An 18,564-nucleotide genomic window follows, 5' to 3' on the forward strand; every position below is an offset into this window, starting at 1 on the left:
TATTTGGGGTCGCGCGGGGAGGGTGCCCAACGCGCCGTTACTGACCCCGAAGGGGTGGATCCGCCGTACGGGGGACGGGCCATCCGGCCCTGAATGGCCCGCTCCGGACGACATCTGACGGCCCCTGACCCGGCCGTTCGCGGGGCGGGGGTTAGCGTGGCCCGATGCCGTACTTCGACACCGCGTCCGCCGCCCCGCTGCACCCCGTCGCCCGACAGGCCCTGCAGGCCGCCCTGGACGAGGGCTGGGCGGACCCGGCCCGGCTGTACCGGGAGGGCCGGCGCGCGCGGCTGCTGCTGGACGCGGCGCGGGAGGCGGCCGCCGACGCGGTGGGGTGCCGCCCCGACGAGCTCGTGTTCACTCCTTCGGGAACGCACGCGGTTCACACGGGCGTCGCGGGCGCCCTCGCGGGCCGCCGCCGGGTCGGCGGCCATCTGGTCGTGTCGGCGGTCGAACACAGTTCCGTCCTGCACGCGGCGGACGCGCACGCGGCGGCCGGGGGCACGGTCACGGAGGTTCCGGTGGACCGGCTCGGGGCGGTGGACCCCGGCGCGTACGCGGCCGCGCTGGCCCCGGACACCGCCCTGGCCTGCCTCCAGTCGGCGAACCACGAGGTCGGCACGGTCCAGCCGGTGGCGGAGACGGCCGAGGCCTGCGCGGCGGCCGGGGTTCCGCTGCTGGTCGACGCGGCGCAGTCGCTGGGCTGGGGACCGGTCGAGGGGGCGTGGTCGGTGCTGACGGCGAGCGCCCACAAGTGGGGCGGCCCGCCCGGGGTGGGGCTGCTGGCGGTGCGCAAGGGCGTCCGCTTCTCTCCCCAAGGCCCCGCCGACGAAAGGGAGTCGGGGCGCTCCCCCGGCTTCGCGAACCTCCCGGCGGTCGTCGCGGCGGCGGCCTCGCTGCGCGCGGTGCGGGCGGAGGCCGACGCGGAGGCGGCCCGGCTGCGGATCCTGGTCGACCGGATCCGGCGGCGGGTGGCCCGGCTGGTCCCGGACGTGGAGGTGGTGGGCGACGCCGAGCGCCGGCTCCCGCACCTGGTCACCTTCTCCTGCCTGTACGTCGACGGCGAGACGCTGCTGCACGAGCTGGACCGGGCCGGCTTCTCGGTGTCGTCCGGCTCCTCCTGCACGAGCTCCACGCTGACCCCCAGTCACGTGCTGCGGGCGATGGGGGTGCTGTCGGAGGGGAACGTACGGGTGTCCCTGCCGCCGGGCACGACCGCCGATCAGGTCAACGGCTTCCTGGAGGTGCTGCCGGGTGTGGTGGCGGGCGTCCGGGAGAAGCTCGGCGTGGCGGAGGCGCCGGTGGTGACGCCGGTGGCGGACTCCCTGGAGGTGGACGCCCTCGGGCTGCGGTGCCCGCAGCCGGTAATCGAGCTGGCCCGGGTCATCGGCACGGTCGAGGTCGGGGGGACGGTGACCGTCCTGTCCGACGACGAGGTGGCGCGGCTGGACATCCCCGCCTGGTGCGGGATGCGGGGCCACGCGTACCTGGGGGAATCGCCCCGGCCGGCGGGCGTGGCGTACACGGTCCGGCGCCTGGTCTGAGTCCGGCGCGACGGATCCCGCCCGCCGGGCCGGCGGGCGGGATCGGTCACGCGGTGGTGCGGTGCGTCAGGACGCGAGGTGGGCGCGGACCTCGGCGGCGGCGTCGTCGCCGTACGCCTTGGTGAAGCGCTCCATGAAGTGCGCCCGCGCCAGGGTGTACTCCTGGGTGCCGAGGGTCTCGATGACCAGGGTGGCCAGCATGCAGCCGAGCTGCGCGGACCGCTCCAGGCCGACGCCCCAGCCCAGGCCGGTCAGGAAGCCCGCGCGGAACGCGTCGCCGACGCCGGTCGGGTCGACCTTCGCGGTCTCCTCCGGGCAGCCGACGACGATCGGCTCCTGGCCGGCGCGGTCGATGCGCACGCCCTGCGAGCCGAGGGTGGTGATGCGGGTGCCGACCTTGGCGAGGATCTCCTCGTCCGTCCAGCCGGACTTCGACTCGATGAGGCCCTTCTCGTACTCGTTCGAGAAGAGGTACGTCGCGCCCTCCATCAGGGTGCGGATGTTCTCGCCGTCCATGCGGGCGATCTGCTGCGAGAAGTCCGCGGCGAAGGGGATCCCACGGGTGCGGCACTCCTCCGTGTGGCGGAGCATCGCCTCGGGGTCGTCGGCGCCGATGAGGACGAGGTCGAGGCCGCCCACGCGGTCGGCGACGGCCTTCAGCTCGATCTGGCGGGCCTCGCTCATGGCACCGGTGTAGAAGGAGCCGATCTGGTTGTGGTCGGAGTCCGTGGTGCAGACGAAGCGCGCGGTGTGCAGCACCTCGGAGATGCGCACGGAATCGGTGTCGACGCCGTGCCGGTCCAGCCAGGCGCGGTACTCGTCGAAGTCCGAGCCGGCCGCGCCGACGAGGATCGGGCGGCTGCCGAGCTGACCCATGCCGAAGCAGATGTTCGGGCCGACTCCGCCTCTCCGGACGTCGAGGTTGTCGACGAGGAAGGAGAGGGAGACCGTGTGGAGCTGGTCGGCGACCAGCTGGTCGGCGAAACGGCCCGGGAAGGTCATGAGGTGGTCGGTGGCGATGGAGCCGGTGACTGCGATGCGCACGGCGTGGACGCTCCTGCGGAGGACGGCAAGGGGACAGTCAAAACTACCCGGTCGGCGACCTGCGGCCGACCGTCCGAAACTACCCCGTAGTAGGACTTCCTTCACTCGCCGTGGCGTGCTTAACGTGCCTCCATGACCTCTACCGATGGCTTCGGGTACGCCGAGTACGCCGCCGACGGGCGGCCCGGCTTCGCACGGCTCCTGGGTGACTGCGCCCGCATGGCCCCGCACTGGGGGGTCCCGGAGGGCCCCCGGCCGGTCCGCGTGGCGCCCTCCCAGATCCACGGCGTCTCGGTCCCGCCGGACTCGGCCCGCCTGATCGCCGCCACGGCCGCCTACGGGGACTAGGGGACCAAGGAACCAGAGGACCCGGGGGAACCGGTTCCGCCGCTGCCACGTCACACCCGCATCACGTACGGCGGGACAGGCGAAGGAGCGAATCGGTGACCAGCGAACAACCCGACACATCACGCGCCACACGACGGCGGCCGTCCTGGGCCATCGGCTCGATCGCGGCCGCCGTCCTGCTGGCCGGCGGTGGCACGGCCTACTGGGCCTCGACGGCCCACGGGGACGGTACGGGTGGCGGCGGCCGTACGGGTGACAGGGCGGCCTCCGCGCCACGCGACGCGGCGACGCCCTCGGCCCCGCCCTCCGCGCCGAACGGCATCGCCCCCGGAGAGCCGGACCCGTCCGGGTCCGGGGTGACCTACAAGGCCGACGTACCGCTGCCGGAGGCCCCGGCGACCGCGCCCTCGTTCGCGGCGTCCGGCGAGATCACCTCCGACGAGGTGGCTCGGCTCGCGAAGGCCCTCGGGATCGACGGCGCGCCCCGGCTGAGCGGCGACGTCTGGCAGGCGGGCGAGTCCGCCGACGGCTCGGGGCCCCGGCTGACGGTCACCCGCAAGGCACCCGGCACCTGGAGCTTCTCGCGCTTCCAGGGCGTCCCGGGGCAGGGCGACGGTACGGGCAACGGCGTCGGCGACGACTGCGTGCGGGGCAAGGACACCTGCGGTCCGGCGACCCTGCCGCAGGGCGGCGCGGACGCTCCGGCCGCACGGACCGACTCGGGCGGCAAGCCGGTGTCGGAGGAGGCGGCGAAGGCCGCGGCGGCCCCGGTGCTCGCGGCGGCGGGCCAGGGTGACGCCCGCGTCGACGCCCGGCTGGTGCAGGGTTCGGTGCGGGTGGTGAGCGCCGACCCGGTGGTGGGCGGGCTGCCGACCCAGGGCTGGTCCAGCAAGGTGAGCGTGGGGGCGGACTCCAAGGTGGTGGCCGGCAGCGGTGAGCTGAAGGCCCCGGTCCGGTCCGGCGAGCAGCCCGTGGTCGGGGCGGTCGAGGCGCTGGCCCGGCTGAACGCCCGGAACACCGGTGACGGCACCGGTCCGGGCCCGAGCGGCTGCGCGACCTCCGTCCCGCTGACCCCGGACACGCCGACGGGAGCCACGGACACCGTGCCGTGCAACCCGGAGCCGCGCCCGATGAAGCCGCCGCGGACGGAGTCCGTACGGGGAGCCGTGCTCGGTCTGGCGCCGGGGACGGTGGACGGCGGGCGGGGCCTGGTGCCGGCCTGGCTGTTCGAGGTGGCCGGGAAGTCCGGCGGAGCGGGCCACACCGTGGTGGAGCCGGCCGCGGCCGAGGGCGGCGGGGGAACCCCGGTGCCCCCGCAGGGCCGTACCGTGCCCGGGTTCTCGTACGCCGAGGCCGACCGGAAGCTGACCGTGAACTTCTGGGGCGGGGTGTGCAGCAGCTACGCCGTGGAGGCGCGGGAGGAGGGCCCGTCCGTCCTGGTGAAGATCACCGACACTCCGAACAAGCCCGGTCAGGCCTGCATCATGGTCGCGCAGGAGATGGCGCAGACGGTGACGCTGAAGGAGCCGCTCGGGGACCGGAAGGTGGTCGACGCGACGACGGGGAAGCCGCTCCCCCGCCAGTAGCGGCCGCCGGGGAACGCACGAGGGCCCGGGCCCCGGTCGGATTCGACCGGGGCCCGGGCCCTCGCCGCTGTGCTGGACGACGCTGTACTGGACGGCGCTGTACTGGATCGCCGCCGTACTGGTTGAGCCGTACGGCTCGGCAGGACTAGCTGAACGAGTCGCCGCAGGCGCAGGAGCCGGTGGCGTTCGGGTTGTCGATCGTGAAGCCCTGCTTCTCGATGGTGTCGACGAAGTCGATCGAGGCACCGTGCAGGTACGGCGAGCTCATGCGGTCGGTGACGACCTTGACGCCGTCGAAGTCCTTGACGACGTCACCGTCGAGGGAGCGCTCGTCGAAGAAGAGCTGGTAGCGCAGGCCGGAGCAGCCACCGGGCTGGACGGCGACGCGCAGCGCCAGGTCCTCGCGGCCCTCCTGCTCCAGCAGGGTCCTGACCTTCTCGGCGGCGGCGTCGGACAGGAGGATGCCGTCGCTCACAGTGGTCTTGTCGTCCTGTACGGACATCTGCATTCACTCCCGAAGTGGGCGGCTCCCCGCCGGAGGCTGGGGAAACGTCGGACTCTTGCCGTCGGTGGCAACCAGCGCGACCGCGGATTCATTCCGGGTCCCGCTCCTTGTTTCAGACATTCATGCTCGCACACCCGCGCGTGGGGGTGGGCCCGGCGAAGCGGACCGGCCCGGGAGCCCGTCCGGGGGCCGCCCCCGGACGGGCGAATGCGTCACATCGACACTATCGGCATCGTCAAAGTGACGTGAAGCGGCTATGATAGATAGCGTCAAATAGACGAGAAGTGGTAGCGCTGTCGTCTGGCGATGTCTTCAGAAGTTCCTAGTCGCAGAACAGAAAGGGTGCGTGTCGTGACCACCGCCCAGCCCTTGGACGTCCAGCCGACGCCCCTTGCCCTGCTGCTGCTCGGCCGCGAGGCCGACCCCAAGAGCGAGCGCGGGGTGGAGTGCCCCGGCGACCTGCCCTCCCCGTCGGACCCGAACCTCGTGGCGCGCGCCCGCGCGGCCAAGGAGAAGCTCGGGGACAAGGTGTTCATCCTCGGCCACCACTACCAGCGTGACGAGGTCATCGAGTTCGCCGACGTCACCGGTGACTCGTTCAAGCTGGCCAAGGACGCCGCCGCCAAGCCGGAGGCCGAGTACATCGTCTTCTGCGGCGTCCACTTCATGGCCGAGTCCGCGGACATCCTGACCGGCGACGACCAGAAGGTCGTCCTGCCCGACCTCGCGGCCGGCTGCTCGATGGCCGACATGGCCACCGCCGAGCAGGTCGCCGAGTGCTGGGACGTCCTGACGGAGGCGGGCATCGCCGATGTCACCGTCCCGGTCTCGTACATGAACTCCTCCGCCGACATCAAGGCCTTCACCGGCAAGCACGGGGGCACGATCTGCACCTCGTCCAACGCGAAGAGGGCCCTGGACTGGGCGTTCGAGCAGGGCGAGAAGATCCTCTTCCTGCCCGACCAGCACCTGGGCCGCAACACCGCCGTCCGCGACATGGGCATGTCCCTGGACGACTGCGTGCTCTACAACCCGCACAAGCCGAACGGCGGCCTGACCGTCGAGCAGCTGCGGAACGCCAAGATGATCCTGTGGCGCGGCCACTGCTCGGTCCACGGCCGGTTCTCGGTGGACTCGGTCAACGACGTGCGCGCGCGGATCCCCGGCGTCAACGTGCTGGTGCACCCCGAGTGCAAGCACGAGGTCGTGGCGGCCGCGGACTACGTCGGTTCGACGGAGTACATCATCAAGGCGCTGGAGGCGGCCCCGGCCGGCTCCAAGTGGGCCATCGGCACCGAGCTGAACCTGGTCCGCCGCCTGGCGAATCGATTCGCCGCCGAGGACAAGGAAGTCGTCTTCCTCGACAAGACGGTCTGTTTCTGCTCGACGATGAACCGCATCGACCTCCCCCACCTCGTGTGGACACTGGAGTCCCTGGCCGAGGGCAACCTCGTGAACCGGATCCAGGTCGACAAGGAGACGGAGAGCTTCGCCAAGCTCGCGCTGGAGCGGATGCTCGCCCTCCCGTAGGGGCCCGTACGACGCGCCGAAGGGGCGCCCGGCACCCGCCGGGCGCCCCTTCGGCATTCCCTTCCACCGGGCGGCCCAAGCGGGCGGGCGGCGGGCGTCGCCCGAGCGCACCCTGGGACCCATGGGCGATCTCGTGAGGCAGCAGCTCCGCACGGGGCACACCTGGGTCGCGAGCATCGCCTCGGTGGCCGCCCTGGCGTTCTCGGGCTACAACTTCTCGCAGTTGCAGGAAACCCCGCAGACGGAGCTCGCCCTGCCCGTGACCCTGAAGCTGGACCGGGACGAGAGCGGGACGTCCGTCATGCTGCAGCCGACCGTGTCCACCCGGTACGACACCAGCGACGTGGAGATGATCACCGACGTCCGGCTGGAGCCGACCCGATCGTGCGGCCGTTCTGCCTGGCGCTGCGCTCCGAGGACATCAAGACGATCTTGAACGAACCGGGGAGCTACTTCGAGTTCCGCAGGGACGTCCCCGGGAAGCACGCGGGCGGCTGCTACCACCGGTACGGGTGAGCTCCGGGAGGGTACGGGCAAGGCCCCGGACACCAGCGCGCGGCGGTGTCCGGGGCCTTGGGGGCCGGCCCGGTCAGACCTTGACCGGGGGTTCCGCTTCGGCCGGGGACGGGACGGGCTTCAGGCGGGCCGCCTTCTTCGCGCGGCGGCGCTCCTTGCGGAGCTCCACCATCGTGTAGAGGGTCGGCACCAGCAGCAGGGTCAGCAGGGTGGAACTGACCAGGCCGCCGATGACCACGACCGCGAGCGGCTGCGAGATGAAGCCGCCCTCGCCGGTGACGCCGAGCGCCATCGGGAGCAGCGCGAAGATCGTCGCCAGGGCGGTCATCAGGATCGGGCGGAGCCGGTGGCGGCCGCCCTCGACGACCGCCTCGACGACGCCGAGGCCCTGCGCGCGGTACTGGTTGACCAGGTCGATCAGGACGATCGCGTTGGTCACCACGATGCCGATGAGCATCAGCATGCCGATCATCGCGGGGACGCCCATGGGGGTGCCGGTGACGATCAGCAGGCCGAGCGCGCCGGTGGCCGCGAACGGGATGGAGACCAGCAGGATCAGCGGCTGGACCAGCGAGCGGAACGTCGCGACCAGCAGCATGAAGACGATCGCGATGGCCGCGAGCATGGCCAGGCCCAGCGAGCCGAAGGCCTCGTCCTGGTCCTCGGAGACGCCGCCGATGGAGGCCGACGCCCCCTCGGGCAGGTCCAGCGCCTTGATCTTCGTCTGGAGGGTGGTGCTGACGGCGCCGGTGTTCTCGCCGACGGGCCGGGCGGTGATGGTGGCGGCGCGGGCGCCGTCGATCCGGGTCATCGCGACGGGGCCGGGGACCACCTTGACCTCGGCGATGTCGCCGAGCTTGAGCGGGCCGACGGGCAGGGCCTGGAGCTCGGCCAGGGTGGTGGCCGGCTGGGCGGACCTGATGACGACGTCCCGCTCGGTGTCGTCCAGTACGGCCTTGCCGACCGGGTTGCCCCGGACGGCCTGCGCGACGACGGCGCCGAGCGCGGCCTGGTCCAGGCCCGCCTCGGCGGCCTTGGGGGTGGCGGTGACGGAGATGCGGGGCACCGACTGCGCCAGGTCGCTCTGGACGTCGGCGACGTCCTTGAGGGTGGCCACCTCGGCGCGGACCTGCTCGGCGGCCTTCGCGAGCGTGCCGGCGTCGCCGGCCTTGACGACCACGCTGAGGTTCTGGCTGCCGAAGCCGTCGCCGGCCGCGATACGGGTGTCGCCGATGCCGTCGAGCTTCGCCAGCTCGCCCTCGATGCGCTTCTTCACGGCCTCCCCGTCACCGGAGTCCTTCAGCATCACCTGGTAGGAGGCCTGGTTGGAGCCCGTACCGCCGCCGAAGGCGGCCATGAAGCCGGAGGAGCCGACGGTGACCTGGTAGCTCTTGATCCCCTCGACGGAGGAGAGCACCTTCTCGATCTTGCGGCTGGACTCGTCGGCGGCGGACAGCGAGGTGCCGGGGGCCAGCTCCTGCTTGACCGTCAGGACGTCCTGCTCGCCCTGGTCGAAGAAGTTGGTCTTCAGCAGCGGGGTCATCCCGAACGTGCCGATCAGGACGACCACCGCGATGGCCACACTGGTCAGGCGGCGCCGGGTGGCGAAGCCCAGGACCCGTACGTAGAACCGCTGGAGGCGGCTGCGCGCCTCCTTCTCCTCGGCCGCGCGGCGGGCCTCGGCGGCGCTCTCGGCGTCCCCGGCGGTCACGCCCTTGGGCGCGCTCAGGAACCAGTACGAGAGCACCGGGACGACCGTCAGCGACACGAGCAGCGAGGCCAGCAGGGCGGCGGTGACGGTGAGGGAGAACGAGCCGAAGAGCTCGCCGATCATGCCGCCGGTCAGGCCGATCGGCAGGAAGACGGCGACGGTGGTGAGCGTGGAGGAGGTGACCGCGCCGGCCACCTCCTTGACCGCGGTGAGGATCGCCGCCTCGCGCTCCTCGCCGTAGCCGAGGTGGCGCTTGATGTTCTCCAGGACCACGATCGAGTCGTCGACGACGCGGCCGATGGCGATGGTGAGCGCGCCCAGCGTCAGCATGTTGAGCGACAGGTCGCGGGTCCACAGCACGATGAGGGCGAGGACCACGGACAGCGGGATGGAGACCGCGGTCACCAACGTCGAGCGGAGCGACGCGAGGAAGACCAGGATCACGATCACCGCGAAGACCAGGCCGAGGAGGCCCTCGGTGGTGAGGCTGGAGATCGACTTGGCGACGGCCGGGCCCTGGTCGCTGACCACGGTCAGGGCCGCGCCGGAGCCGAGGGCGGAGCGCAGCTCGGGAAGCTTGTCCTTGACGGCGTCCGAGATGGCGACGGCGCTGCCGTCCTTGTCCATGGTCAGGACGACGGCGAGGCTGGGCTTGCCGTTGGTGCGCGTGATGGAGTCGGCCCTGGCCGGCTCCTGCTTGACGGCGGCGACGTCACCGAGGCGGACGGCGGGCTTGCCGGGGCCGGGGCTCAGGCGCAGGTCCTCGACCTGGGCGAGCGAGGTGTAGCCGGCGCCGACGCGGACGGTGCGGTTCTTGCCCTCCTCGTCGAAGGAGCCGGCCGGGACGGTCGCGCCGCCCGCCTGGAGGCCCTTGGCGAGGGAGCCGCCGTCGAGGCCGGCGGCCGCGAGCTTGGCGTTGTCGGGGGTGACGGTGACCTGGAGGTCCCGGACCCCGTCGATGCTGACCTGGCCGACGCCGTCGATGTCCTCCAGGACGGGGACGACGGAACGCTCCAGCTGGTCGGCGAGGGCCTGCTGGTCCTTGTCGGAGGTGACGGCGAGGATGACGGTCGGGATGTCGTCGGTGGAGCCGGCCACCACCTGCGGGTCGACCTCGGCGGGCAGCCGGACGCGAGCCCGGTTGACGGCCTGCTGGACGTCGGCGACGAGCTGCTCGGTGCCGCTGTCGCCGTAGTCGAAGGTGGCCATGACGAGGGCGTTGCCCTCGCTCGCGGTGGAGGTGATGCCGGTGATGCCGTCGACGCCCTTGAGGGTGGCCTCGATCGGCTCGACGACCTGCTTCTCCACGACGTCGGGCGACGCGCCCTGGTACGGCGCGAGCACGGACACCATGGGCAGTTCGATGGAGGGCAGCAGCTGTTGCTTGAGCTGCGGGATGGCTATGGCGCCGAAGAGGAGCGCGACGATCGACACGAGGCCGACCAGTGCTCTCTGCGAAAGGCTGAAGCGGGACAGCCAGGACATGGATGGGATCTCTCTGCAGTGACGTGTACGTACTCATGCCGTCAGGCAGGCGCGAGGGAACCCCAGCCTTTCGTACGCCGGGGGCCGATCGCGTCGCTCGCAGGTCCCGTCCTTATCTGCGGCATACCGCGTCCGCAGTAGTCCCTCCTACTGCGGCGAGCGCCGCACGCTCCGGCCGGTCACTCGGCGCGCGGCCGCACCAGGCCCGATTCGTACGCGATGACCACCAATTGCGCCCGGTCCCGCGCGCCGAGCTTGGCCATGGCCCGGTTGACGTGGGTCTTGACGGTCAGCGGGCTGACCTCCAGGCGGGCGGCGATCCCGTCGTTGGACAGGCCCCCGGCCACGTGGACGAGGACCTCGCGCTCGCGGCCGGTCAGCGCGGCGAGCCGTTCGGCGTGGGCCGAGCCGGCGGCGGGGGCGTCGGCGTGTCCGCCCTGCGCGAGGAAGCTCGCGATGAGCCCCTTGGTCGCGGCCGGGGACAGCAGGGCCTCCCCGGCGGCCGCCACGCGGATGGCGTTGAGGAGCTCGTCGGGCTCGGCGCCCTTGCCGAGGAAGCCCGAGGCGCCGGCGCGCAGGGCGGCGGCGACGTACTCGTCGACCTCGAAGGTGGTCAGCATGACGACGCGGACCGCGGCGAGTTCCGGGTCGGCGCTGATCATCCGGGTGGCGGCGAGGCCGTCGGTACCGGGCATCCGGATGTCCATGAGGACGACGTCGGCCCGCCGTTCACGGGCGAGGGCGTACGCCTGCGCCCCGTCGGAGGCCTCCCCGACGACCAGCATGTCGGGCTCGGAATCGACGAGCACCTTGAACGCGCTGCGCAGCAACGCCTGGTCGTCGGCGAGCAGCACCCTGATGGGAGCCCCGCCCTGCGTCTGCTGCACGCTCTCGTCCACGCCCCGAGGGTACGCGGCACACGGCGTCGGCCACGGGCCAGGGGGGCGGCGTCAGCCCAGGGCCAGGAGGAGGAGGGTGGTGGTGGCGGCGGTTTCGCTGAGGGCGCCGAAGACGTCGCCGGTGACTCCGTCGAAGCGGTGGACGCAGCGGCGCAGGAGGAATTCGGCGGCGGCCAGCGCGGCCAGGACGGCCGCCGCGTACTGGGCGGCGGCGGGCAGGCCCAGCGGCAGGGCGGCGAGGGCCGCCGCCGCCGTGACCAGGACGGTCACCGCGACCGCCGCGCGGTACGGGACGACGCCCGCGACCGTCGCGCCGAGCCCCTCGGGGCGGGCGGCGGGGACGCCTTCGCGGGAGGCGAGGGTCATCGCGAGCCGTGCGGTGACGGCGGCGACGACGGTGGCGAGGGCGCCCCGTACCCAGCTGTCGGCGTAGATGTCGGCGAGGGCGGCCGCCTGCACGAGGAGGACGATCAGCAGGGCGATGACCCCGAAGGGGCCGATGTCGGACTGCTTCATGATCCGCAGCGCGTCCTCGGCGGGCTTGGCGCTGCCCAGTCCGTCGGCCGTGTCGGCCAGGCCGTCGAGGTGCAGCCCGCGGGTCAGCGCGGCCGGCACGGCGACGGTGACCGCGGCGGCGAGCAGCGGCCCGCCGTCGAGGAGCACCATGAGGGCGCCGGGCACGGCGGCGAGCAGCCCGACGGCGAGGCCGGCGAGGGGGGCGCAGGCCATGCCGGTGCGGGCGGCGGGCCGGTCCCAGCGGGTGATGCGCGCGGGCAGCACGGTCAGCGTGCCGAACGCGAAGCGGAGCCCGTCGGGCAGGGAGGCGCGCTCGGAGGGCGGCACGGGGGGCGGATCGTCGAACGAATCTTTCATCGGCGGGAACGCTACCCGCTCCGGGAGGACGGTAAATTGCCTCATACGCGCCAAATCGGGAGCCGCCACACAGAGAGCTGGTGCGATGGGTCACTGGTGGTACCGCAACATCGTCGAACCAGGGAAGCTCCCGCTGCTGCTCGCCCTGCTGGCGTTCGTGACCTCGTTCCTCGTCACCCGGGTGATCACGCGGATGATCCGCGCCGGGAAGGGCCCCTTCAAGAACATCACTCCGGGCGGGATCCACGTCCACCACGTGGTCCCCGGGGTGGTCCTGGTGATCGTCGGCGGGTTCGGGGCCGTCGGCAGCGGCCGGCACGGGTTCGGCGCGGGCCTCTCGGCCGTGCTCTTCGGGCTCGGTGCGGGCCTGGTGCTGGACGAGTTCGCGCTGATCCTGCACCTCGACGACGTGTACTGGAGCGAGCAGGGCCGCAAGAGCGTCGAGGTCGTGGTGGTGACGGCGGCGCTGGTGGCGCTGGTCCTGGGCGGGTTCCTGCCGTTCGGGGTGAACGAGCTGACCGCCGACGAACGGCAGAACCGCGGGCTGGTGGTCATGAACACCGCCACCAACTTCTTCCTGGCCCTGATCGCCCTGTGGAAGGGCAAGGCGCGCACCGCGGTCTTCGGCCTGGTGGTCCCCTTCGTCGCCCTGATCGGCGCGGTGCGGCTGGCCCGGCCCGGCTCCCCGTACGCGAAGAGGTTCTACGCGAACCGCCCGCGCGCCCGCGCCAGGGCCGGGCTGCGCGCCTTCCACCACGACCGGCGCTGGGCGCACCCGCGCCGCCGCTTCGAGAACTTCATCGGCGGGACCCCCGACCCGGACCGGGCCGCGGTGGAGAAACAGGAGCGGCAGGAGAAACGGGAAAAGCACGAGAGGCACGAGAAACGCGGTCGGCGGGAGTGAGCGGGCGCGTATGCGAAGGGCCCGCCCCCTGAGTCAGGGGGCGGGCCCTTCGCACGTCGGTGTCCTGGTGCCCGTACGGCCGGCCGGCGAGGAGGTCAGCCGGGGATCAGCCCGTCGTCGCTGAGCATGTCCCTGACCTCGTCGAGCGTGGCGTCGGGTCCGGGCAGGATCAGCTCGGACGGCTCCAGCGCCTCGTCCGGGAGCGGCTCGCCGAGCCGCCGCACGGCTTCGAGCAGTGCGCCCAGCGTGCGCCGGAAGCCGTCCTCGTCACCGCTCTCCATCTCGGCGAGCAGTTCGTCGTCCAGCTTGTTGAGCTCGGTGAAGTGGTCGTCGGCCATCCTCACCTGCCCCTCCCCCATGATGCGGACAATCATGACGGGCCCCGTCCTACTGCTTGTCGAACCGGTGCTGGGTCTGCGACGGCTGGGTGGTGCCGGGGGCGCCGCCCTCGATGGCCTGCTGCTGCGCCGAGGGGCCGCCCGCCAGTTCGGCCTTCATCCGCTGGAGTTCCAGCTCGACGTCGGTGCCGCCGGAGAGGCGGTCCAGTTCGGTCTGGATGTCGTCGCGCGCCAGCCCGCTCTGGTCGTCCAGCGCACCGGAGGCCAGCAGCTCGTCGATCGCGCCGGCCCGGGCCTGGAGCTGTGCGGTCTTGTCCTCGGCCCGCTGGATCGCCAGGCCGACGTCGCTCATCTCCTCCGAGATGCCGGAGAAGGACTCGGCGATCCGGGTCTGCGCCTGGGCCGCGGTGTACGTGGCCTTGATGGTCTCCTTCTTCGTGCGGAAGGCGTCCACCTTGGCCTGGAGGCGCTGGGCGGCGAGGGTCAGCTTCTCCTCCTCGCCCTGGAGGGTCTGGTGCTGCACCTCCAGGTCGCTGACCTGCTGCTGGAGCGAGGCGCGGCGGGACAGGGCCTCACGGGCCAGGTCCTCGCGGCCGAGGGCGAGCGCCTTGCGGCCCTGGTCCTCCAGCTTGGCCGACTGGCCCTGGAGCTGGTTCAGCTGCAGTTCCAGGCGCTTGCGGGAGGTCGCCACGTCGGCGACGCCGCGGCGTACCTTCTGGAGCAGTTCCAGCTGCTTCTGGTACGAGTAGTCAAGGGTCTCGCGCGGGTCCTCGGCCCGGTCAAGGGCCTTGTTCGCCTTCGCGCGGAAGATCATCCCCATACGCTTCATGACACCGCTCATGGGCTTCGCGCGCCCCCTTCTGACGGACTTCGCTCAAGGTCACCGACAGGACCACAGTACGGGCCCTGCATCTATTACCGCACTGTTCGCGTACGGATGCGCTCCTCCTCCAGGACGACTACGCCCGCACCGTGTCAGGCGTAAGGAGTAGGTGATCCCCGAGAACCCCGGAAACGCTCCGGGGCCTCCCGGGAGTGCCCACGGGAACCGCTACTGGGAAGACGCCCGCCGTTGCCGGATCGTTCCCCGCCGGGGTGGGGCACGTGCCCTCGACCACGTAGGCTTGGGTTTTGTGTTTGGTAGCCGCTCCTCCAAGGAAGAGAAGGCCGCCGCCACCGACAAGGTGAGCGCCGACCTCTCGCAGCCCCGTGACCCGCAGGCCCCGAAGGGCCGCCCGACGCCGAAGCGTGCTGTGGCCCAGTCGCAGCGCAAGGCCGTGGTGGCCTCGACCGGCAATCGCAAGGAGGACGCCAAGCGAGCCCGTGAGCGCCGCCGCGTAGAGATGGCCAAGCAGCGCGAAGCGCTGGCCAGTGGTGACGAGCGTTATCTGCCCGCCCGTGACAAGGGCCCCGTCCGCCGGTTCGTCCGCGACTTCGTGGACTCCCGTTTCTCCGTCGCCGAGATGTTCCTGCCGCTGGCAGTGATCATCCTGGTGCTGAGCATGGTCCGGGTGCCGTCGATCCAGAACATCGCCCTGATGCTGTGGCTCGGTGTGATCGCCCTGATCATCGTCGACTCCGTCGGCCTGGTGTTCCGTCTCCGCAAGGCGCTGAACGAGCGCTTCGCGGACGAGCCCCGCCGCGGCGCCGTCGCGTACGGCCTGATGCGCACCCTCCAGATGCGCCGGCTCCGCCTGCCGAAGCCGCAGGTCAAGCGCGGGGAACGGCCCTGAGCCGAGCGACGCCCGGAGCATCTGGGGCGTCGGGGGACGGTTTCTCCGGGGGAGCCCGGCTGTGGCTGGAGGGTCTGGGCGGACTGCGCAACGCCGTCCGCCAGGAACTCGTGGGCCGGCAGGTCGAGGAACAGATCGCGCACCGCTTCCCCGTCGGGCAGCGGCTGCGCGTCCTCGACGTCGGCATGGGCCAGGGCACCCAGGCGCTGCGCCTCGCCCGCGCCGGGCACAAGGTCACCGGCCTGGAACAGGACCCGGCCATGCTGGAGGTCGCCCGGGCCGCGCTGGCCGCGGAACCCGCCGGGATCCGCGACCGGGTCACCCTGCTGGAGGGTGACGGCCGTGAGACCGGAGCCCACTTCGGGCCGGGCAGCTTCGACGTGGTGCTCTGCCACGGCGTCCTGATGTACGTGGCCGAACCCGACGCCATGCTGGCCGGGCTCGCCCGGATGCTGGCCCCGGGCGGACTGCTGTCCCTGCTCGTGCGCAACGGCGACGCGCTCGCCATGCGGCCGGGCCAGTCCGGTGACTGGACGGCCGCGCTGGCCGCCTTCGACACCGTGGACTACAGGAACCGGCTCGGCCTGGACGTACGGGCCGACCGGCTGGCCGGGCTGACGGCGACGCTGTCCGGGATCGGCGCGCCCCTGCACACCTGGTACGGGGTCCGGGTCTTCACGGACGGCACCGAGGCCGGGGACGAGCTGCCGCGCGACGAGGAACTGGAGCGGCTGCTGGCCGCCGAGGAACGCGCCGGGCGGACCGACCCCTACCGCGCGGTGGCGGCGCTCCTGCACCTGTGCGGGGTCCGCGGCTAGGCAGTTTCTTCCGGTACGCCGCTTCCCCGGACCCCGCTTCGGCGGGGTCCGGGGGCGGGCCCGGCCGGATCAGGCGTCGAGGGCCGCGCGGAGGCTCATCGTGTACAGCTCGGTGCCGCTGTCGTCGGACAGCTTCACCTGCTCGGTGCCGCCTTCCAGCAGGTCCTTCCAGTACTCACCGATCCAGGACTCCGCGTCCCCCTGCGTGGTGAACTCCTCCGGTACCACCGCCGGTGCGGTCTCGGTGCCCTCGGCCGTCTCGAACCGCCACGTCCACGCCATGTCCGCCTCCGTTGCTCGTCCGCTTCTCACCTTGAGTGTGCCCGCAGAGTAACCGGGCGCGCACCAGTCCCGGCGACGCGGGAGGATCTCCGTGTGGAACTCACTCTGCTCGGCACCGGTACACCCGAAGGACTGCCCCGCCCCGGCTGTCCCTGCGCCGCCTGCGCGGTCTCCGTGGGCACCCGGTCCCGCGCCGCGACGGCCGTACTCGTGGACGGGGCGCTGCTGCTCGACCTGACCCCGGGGGCGGTGCTGGCCGGTGCCCGCGCCGGGCATTCGCTGGCCGGCGTACGGCAGGTCCTCCTGACCCATCCGCACGACGGGCCGGCCGTCGAGCTGCCGCCGGGCCTGCCGGCCGCGGGGCGGGTCCCGGACGGGCGGGAGCTGTCGGTGATCAGCGGGCACCGGGTGCGGGCCGTGCCGATGGACGCGCCGGGCACCGGCTACGAGGTCACGGGCCCCGACGGCAGCCGGCTGCTGTACCTCCCCCCGGGCGGGGCCCCGGCCGGCACGAACGGGACGTCGGCGCAGCGCGCGTACGACATGGTCCTCGCGGACGTGCTCGGCCGGCCGGAGGCGCTGGCACGGCTGCGGGCGAGCGGCGCGGTCGGCCCGGCCACCGACGTGATCGCCGTGCACCTGGACCACGACACCCCGCCGGGCCGGGAGCTGGAGCGGCGGTGCGCGGCGGCCGGGGCGCGGGCGGTGCCGGACGGGACCACGGTGGTGGCCGGCGAGTACCACGCGGTGCCGGACGTGCCGCGCCGGACGCTGGTGCTGGGCGGGGCCCGTTCGGGCAAGTCCTTCGAGGCGGAGCGGCGGCTGGCGGCCTACCCGGAGGTGGTCTACGTCGCCACGGGCGGTACCCGCGACGGTGACGCGGAATGGGCGCAGCGGGTCGGCCTGCACCGTGAGCGGCGGCCGGCGAGCTGGCGGACGGTGGAGACCTGCGAGCTGGTGCCGCTGCTGGAGGAGGCCGGGCCGGCGCTGCTGATCGACTGCCTGTCGCTGTGGCTGACCGACGCCATGGACCGGGCCGGGGCCTGGGACGACGCGGTGTGGGCGGCGGGCGGGCAGAAGGAGCTGCGCGAGCGGGTCGCCGACCTGGTGGCCGCGGTCCGCGCGACGCGCCGTCCGGTGGTGCTGGTGAGCAACGAGGTGGGTTCCGGGGTGGTCCCCGCGACGGCGTCGGGACGCCGCTTCCGGGACGAGCTGGGGCGGCTGAACAACGCGGTGGCCGGGGAGTGCGAGCACGTGCTGCTGGTGGTCGCGGGACAGGTGTCGGTGCTCAAGGAGTAGCCGTCGCGGACGGGCCCGCCGACCCCCTCCCAGGGGGCTTGGGCAGGGCCTCACCGGCTGTACGCTCTGGCAGATGACCACGCTGAATCTCGACGACTTCTCCGATCTGATCGAGCGCCCCGACGGGGGCGTCCGGCGTGACGCCGAGGATCGCCGTGAGCGGCTGGCGGTGCCGCCCGGCGCGCTGGGCCGGCTCGACGACCTCGCCGAGTGGCTCGCCGCCGCGCAGGGCCGGGTCCCGGTCCGGCCGATCGGACGGCCGCGCGTCGTGCTGTTCGCCGCCGACCACGGGATCGCCGCCGAGGGGGTCTCCGCGCGGGCCGCGGGCACCGCCCACGAGCTGGTGCGCTCCGTCCTCGACGGGAACAGCCCGGTGTCCATCCTGGCCGGGCGGCTCGGTGCCACCGTACGGATCGTGGACGCGGGGCTGGACTGCGATCCGGAGCTGCTGCCCGAGGACGTGGTGCGCCACCGCGTACGGCGCGGGAGCGGGCGGATCGACCGGGAGGACGCGCTGACGGCGGAGGAGGCCCGCGCCGCCCTTGAGCTCGGCATCCGCATCGCCGACGAGGAGGCCGACTCCGGTACGGACCTGGTCGTGCTCGGGGACCTGAGCGTCGGCGGCACCACGGTGGCCGCCACCCTCGTCGCCGCGCTCTGCGGTACGGACGCCTCCGTGGTCACCGGCCGCGGCGGGGTGCCGATCGACGACCTGACCTGGATGCGCAAGTGCGCGGCGATCCGCGACGCGCTGCGCCGGGCCCGGCCGGTCCTCGGCGACCAGGTGGCGCTGCTGGCGGCGGTCGGCGGCGCGGACGTCGCCGCGATCACCGGGTTCCTCCTCCAGTGCGCGGTGCGCCGTACGCCCGTCATCCTCGACGGGGTCGTCTCGGCGGCGTGCGGGCTCGTGGCCCAGCGGGCGGCGTTCCGTGCCCCGGACTGGTGGCTGGCGGGCCAGGCCAGCGGCGAACCGGGCCAGGCGAAGGCACTGGACCGGATGGCACTCAACCCTGTGCTCGACCACGGCGTCACTGTGGGAGAAGGAACCGGGGCATTGCTGGCGCTCCCCCTGGTCCAGGCGGCTGCCGCGCTCGCGGCGGACCTCCCGGAGCGGGTGGTGGAACAGCCGGTGGAGTGAGGCGACGGGCG

The 18,564-nt window shown here is 72.8% G+C and carries 18 protein-coding genes; 10 read left to right on the plus strand and 8 right to left on the minus strand.

Annotated features, from left to right (window positions below; translation table 11 throughout):
* The first annotated feature begins 164 nt into the window (after positions 1–164).
* On the plus strand, positions 165–1,544 hold the full coding sequence (locus tag AC07B0_RS17330; protein ID WP_478898534.1) for an aminotransferase class V-fold PLP-dependent enzyme: 1,380 nt from the start codon (positions 165–167) through the stop codon (positions 1,542–1,544).
* 66 nt (positions 1,545–1,610) lie between these two features.
* Here the strand turns inward: AC07B0_RS17330 and AC07B0_RS17335 are convergent, their stop codons facing one another.
* Positions 1,611–2,588, minus strand: coding sequence for a carbohydrate kinase family protein (locus tag AC07B0_RS17335; RefSeq protein ID WP_356878712.1), 978 nt, complete (start codon positions 2,586–2,588; stop codon positions 1,611–1,613).
* Positions 2,589–2,720: 132 nt separating this feature from the next.
* Here AC07B0_RS17335 and AC07B0_RS17340 point away from each other — a divergent pair, with 132 nt between their 5' ends.
* Entirely contained in the window at positions 2,721–2,936 is a 216-nt protein-coding gene (locus AC07B0_RS17340; protein WP_356878710.1) for a hypothetical protein, read from the plus strand.
* 95 nt (positions 2,937–3,031) lie between these two features.
* Positions 3,032–4,522: a hypothetical protein gene (locus AC07B0_RS17345; protein ID WP_356883662.1), complete on the plus strand. Its 1,491-nt coding sequence runs from the start codon at positions 3,032–3,034 to the stop codon at positions 4,520–4,522.
* Between the two features lie 145 nt (positions 4,523–4,667).
* Here AC07B0_RS17345 and erpA read toward each other — a convergent pair whose 3' ends face one another.
* Positions 4,668–5,024 carry an iron-sulfur cluster insertion protein ErpA gene (gene erpA / locus AC07B0_RS17350; RefSeq protein WP_008738845.1) on the minus strand — a complete coding sequence of 119 codons (357 nt, stop codon included), beginning with the start codon at positions 5,022–5,024 and terminating at the stop codon, positions 4,668–4,670.
* Positions 5,025–5,369: 345 nt separating this feature from the next.
* Between erpA and nadA the strand changes: the two genes are divergently transcribed.
* Complete coding sequence (nadA, locus tag AC07B0_RS17355) at positions 5,370–6,557, plus strand: quinolinate synthase NadA (protein ID WP_356883664.1); 1,188 nt, start codon at positions 5,370–5,372, stop codon at positions 6,555–6,557.
* Positions 6,558–6,678: 121 nt separating this feature from the next.
* Positions 6,679–6,993 (plus strand): hypothetical protein, encoded by a 315-nt coding sequence (locus AC07B0_RS17360; protein ID WP_478898535.1) that lies wholly within the window; start codon positions 6,679–6,681, stop codon positions 6,991–6,993.
* A gap of 153 nt (positions 6,994–7,146) precedes the next feature.
* Here the strand turns inward: AC07B0_RS17360 and AC07B0_RS17365 are convergent, their stop codons facing one another.
* From AC07B0_RS17365 to AC07B0_RS17375, 3 genes are all read right to left on the minus strand, one after another.
* Positions 7,147–10,269: an efflux RND transporter permease subunit gene (locus AC07B0_RS17365; RefSeq protein ID WP_478898536.1), complete on the minus strand. Its 3,123-nt coding sequence runs from the start codon at positions 10,267–10,269 to the stop codon at positions 7,147–7,149.
* Between the two features lie 179 nt (positions 10,270–10,448).
* Positions 10,449–11,168 carry a response regulator transcription factor gene (locus tag AC07B0_RS17370; RefSeq protein ID WP_356883670.1) on the minus strand — a complete coding sequence of 240 codons (720 nt, stop codon included), beginning with the start codon at positions 11,166–11,168 and terminating at the stop codon, positions 10,449–10,451.
* A 51-nt stretch (positions 11,169–11,219) separates the two neighbouring features.
* Positions 11,220–12,041, minus strand: a complete 822-nt coding sequence (locus AC07B0_RS17375; RefSeq protein ID WP_467291008.1) for an adenosylcobinamide-GDP ribazoletransferase — start codon at positions 12,039–12,041, stop codon at positions 11,220–11,222.
* Between the two features lie 85 nt (positions 12,042–12,126).
* On the opposite strand from AC07B0_RS17375, the gene AC07B0_RS17380 reads away from it, so the two are divergent.
* A complete protein-coding gene (locus AC07B0_RS17380) occupies positions 12,127–12,945 on the plus strand; it encodes a hypothetical protein (protein ID WP_478898537.1) in 819 nt (272 codons plus the stop codon).
* Between the two features lie 95 nt (positions 12,946–13,040).
* Here the strand turns inward: AC07B0_RS17380 and pspAA are convergent, their stop codons facing one another.
* Together pspAA and AC07B0_RS17390 are read right to left on the minus strand one after the other, a co-directional pair.
* The gene (gene pspAA / locus AC07B0_RS17385) at positions 13,041–13,319 is read right to left on the minus strand and encodes a PspA-associated protein PspAA (RefSeq protein ID WP_478898538.1); all 279 of its coding nucleotides are present in this window, start codon (positions 13,317–13,319) and stop codon (positions 13,041–13,043) included.
* A gap of 13 nt (positions 13,320–13,332) precedes the next feature.
* On the minus strand, positions 13,333–14,124 hold the full coding sequence (locus AC07B0_RS17390; RefSeq protein WP_356883678.1) for a PspA/IM30 family protein: 792 nt from the start codon (positions 14,122–14,124) through the stop codon (positions 13,333–13,335).
* A gap of 283 nt (positions 14,125–14,407) precedes the next feature.
* On the opposite strand from AC07B0_RS17390, the gene AC07B0_RS17395 reads away from it, so the two are divergent.
* The gene (locus AC07B0_RS17395) at positions 14,408–15,016 is read left to right on the plus strand and encodes a DUF3043 domain-containing protein (protein WP_356883680.1); all 609 of its coding nucleotides are present in this window, start codon (positions 14,408–14,410) and stop codon (positions 15,014–15,016) included.
* Positions 15,017–15,126: 110 nt separating this feature from the next.
* On the plus strand, positions 15,127–15,834 hold the full coding sequence (locus tag AC07B0_RS17400) for a class I SAM-dependent methyltransferase (protein ID WP_356883682.1): 708 nt from the start codon (positions 15,127–15,129) through the stop codon (positions 15,832–15,834).
* Positions 15,835–15,903: 69 nt separating this feature from the next.
* Here the strand turns inward: AC07B0_RS17400 and AC07B0_RS17405 are convergent, their stop codons facing one another.
* Positions 15,904–16,116, minus strand: coding sequence for a hypothetical protein (locus AC07B0_RS17405; protein ID WP_356883684.1), 213 nt, complete (start codon positions 16,114–16,116; stop codon positions 15,904–15,906).
* Between the two features lie 93 nt (positions 16,117–16,209).
* Between AC07B0_RS17405 and AC07B0_RS17410 the strand changes: the two genes are divergently transcribed.
* Positions 16,210–17,415, plus strand: a complete 1,206-nt coding sequence (locus AC07B0_RS17410) for a bifunctional adenosylcobinamide kinase/adenosylcobinamide-phosphate guanylyltransferase (RefSeq protein ID WP_478898539.1) — start codon at positions 16,210–16,212, stop codon at positions 17,413–17,415.
* Positions 17,416–17,488: 73 nt separating this feature from the next.
* Positions 17,489–18,553: a nicotinate-nucleotide--dimethylbenzimidazole phosphoribosyltransferase gene (gene cobT / locus AC07B0_RS17415; protein ID WP_467290999.1), complete on the plus strand. Its 1,065-nt coding sequence runs from the start codon at positions 17,489–17,491 to the stop codon at positions 18,551–18,553.
* Positions 18,554–18,564: the final 11 nt, after the last annotated feature.

Source organism: Streptomyces sp. NPDC044704, assembly GCF_056433525.1.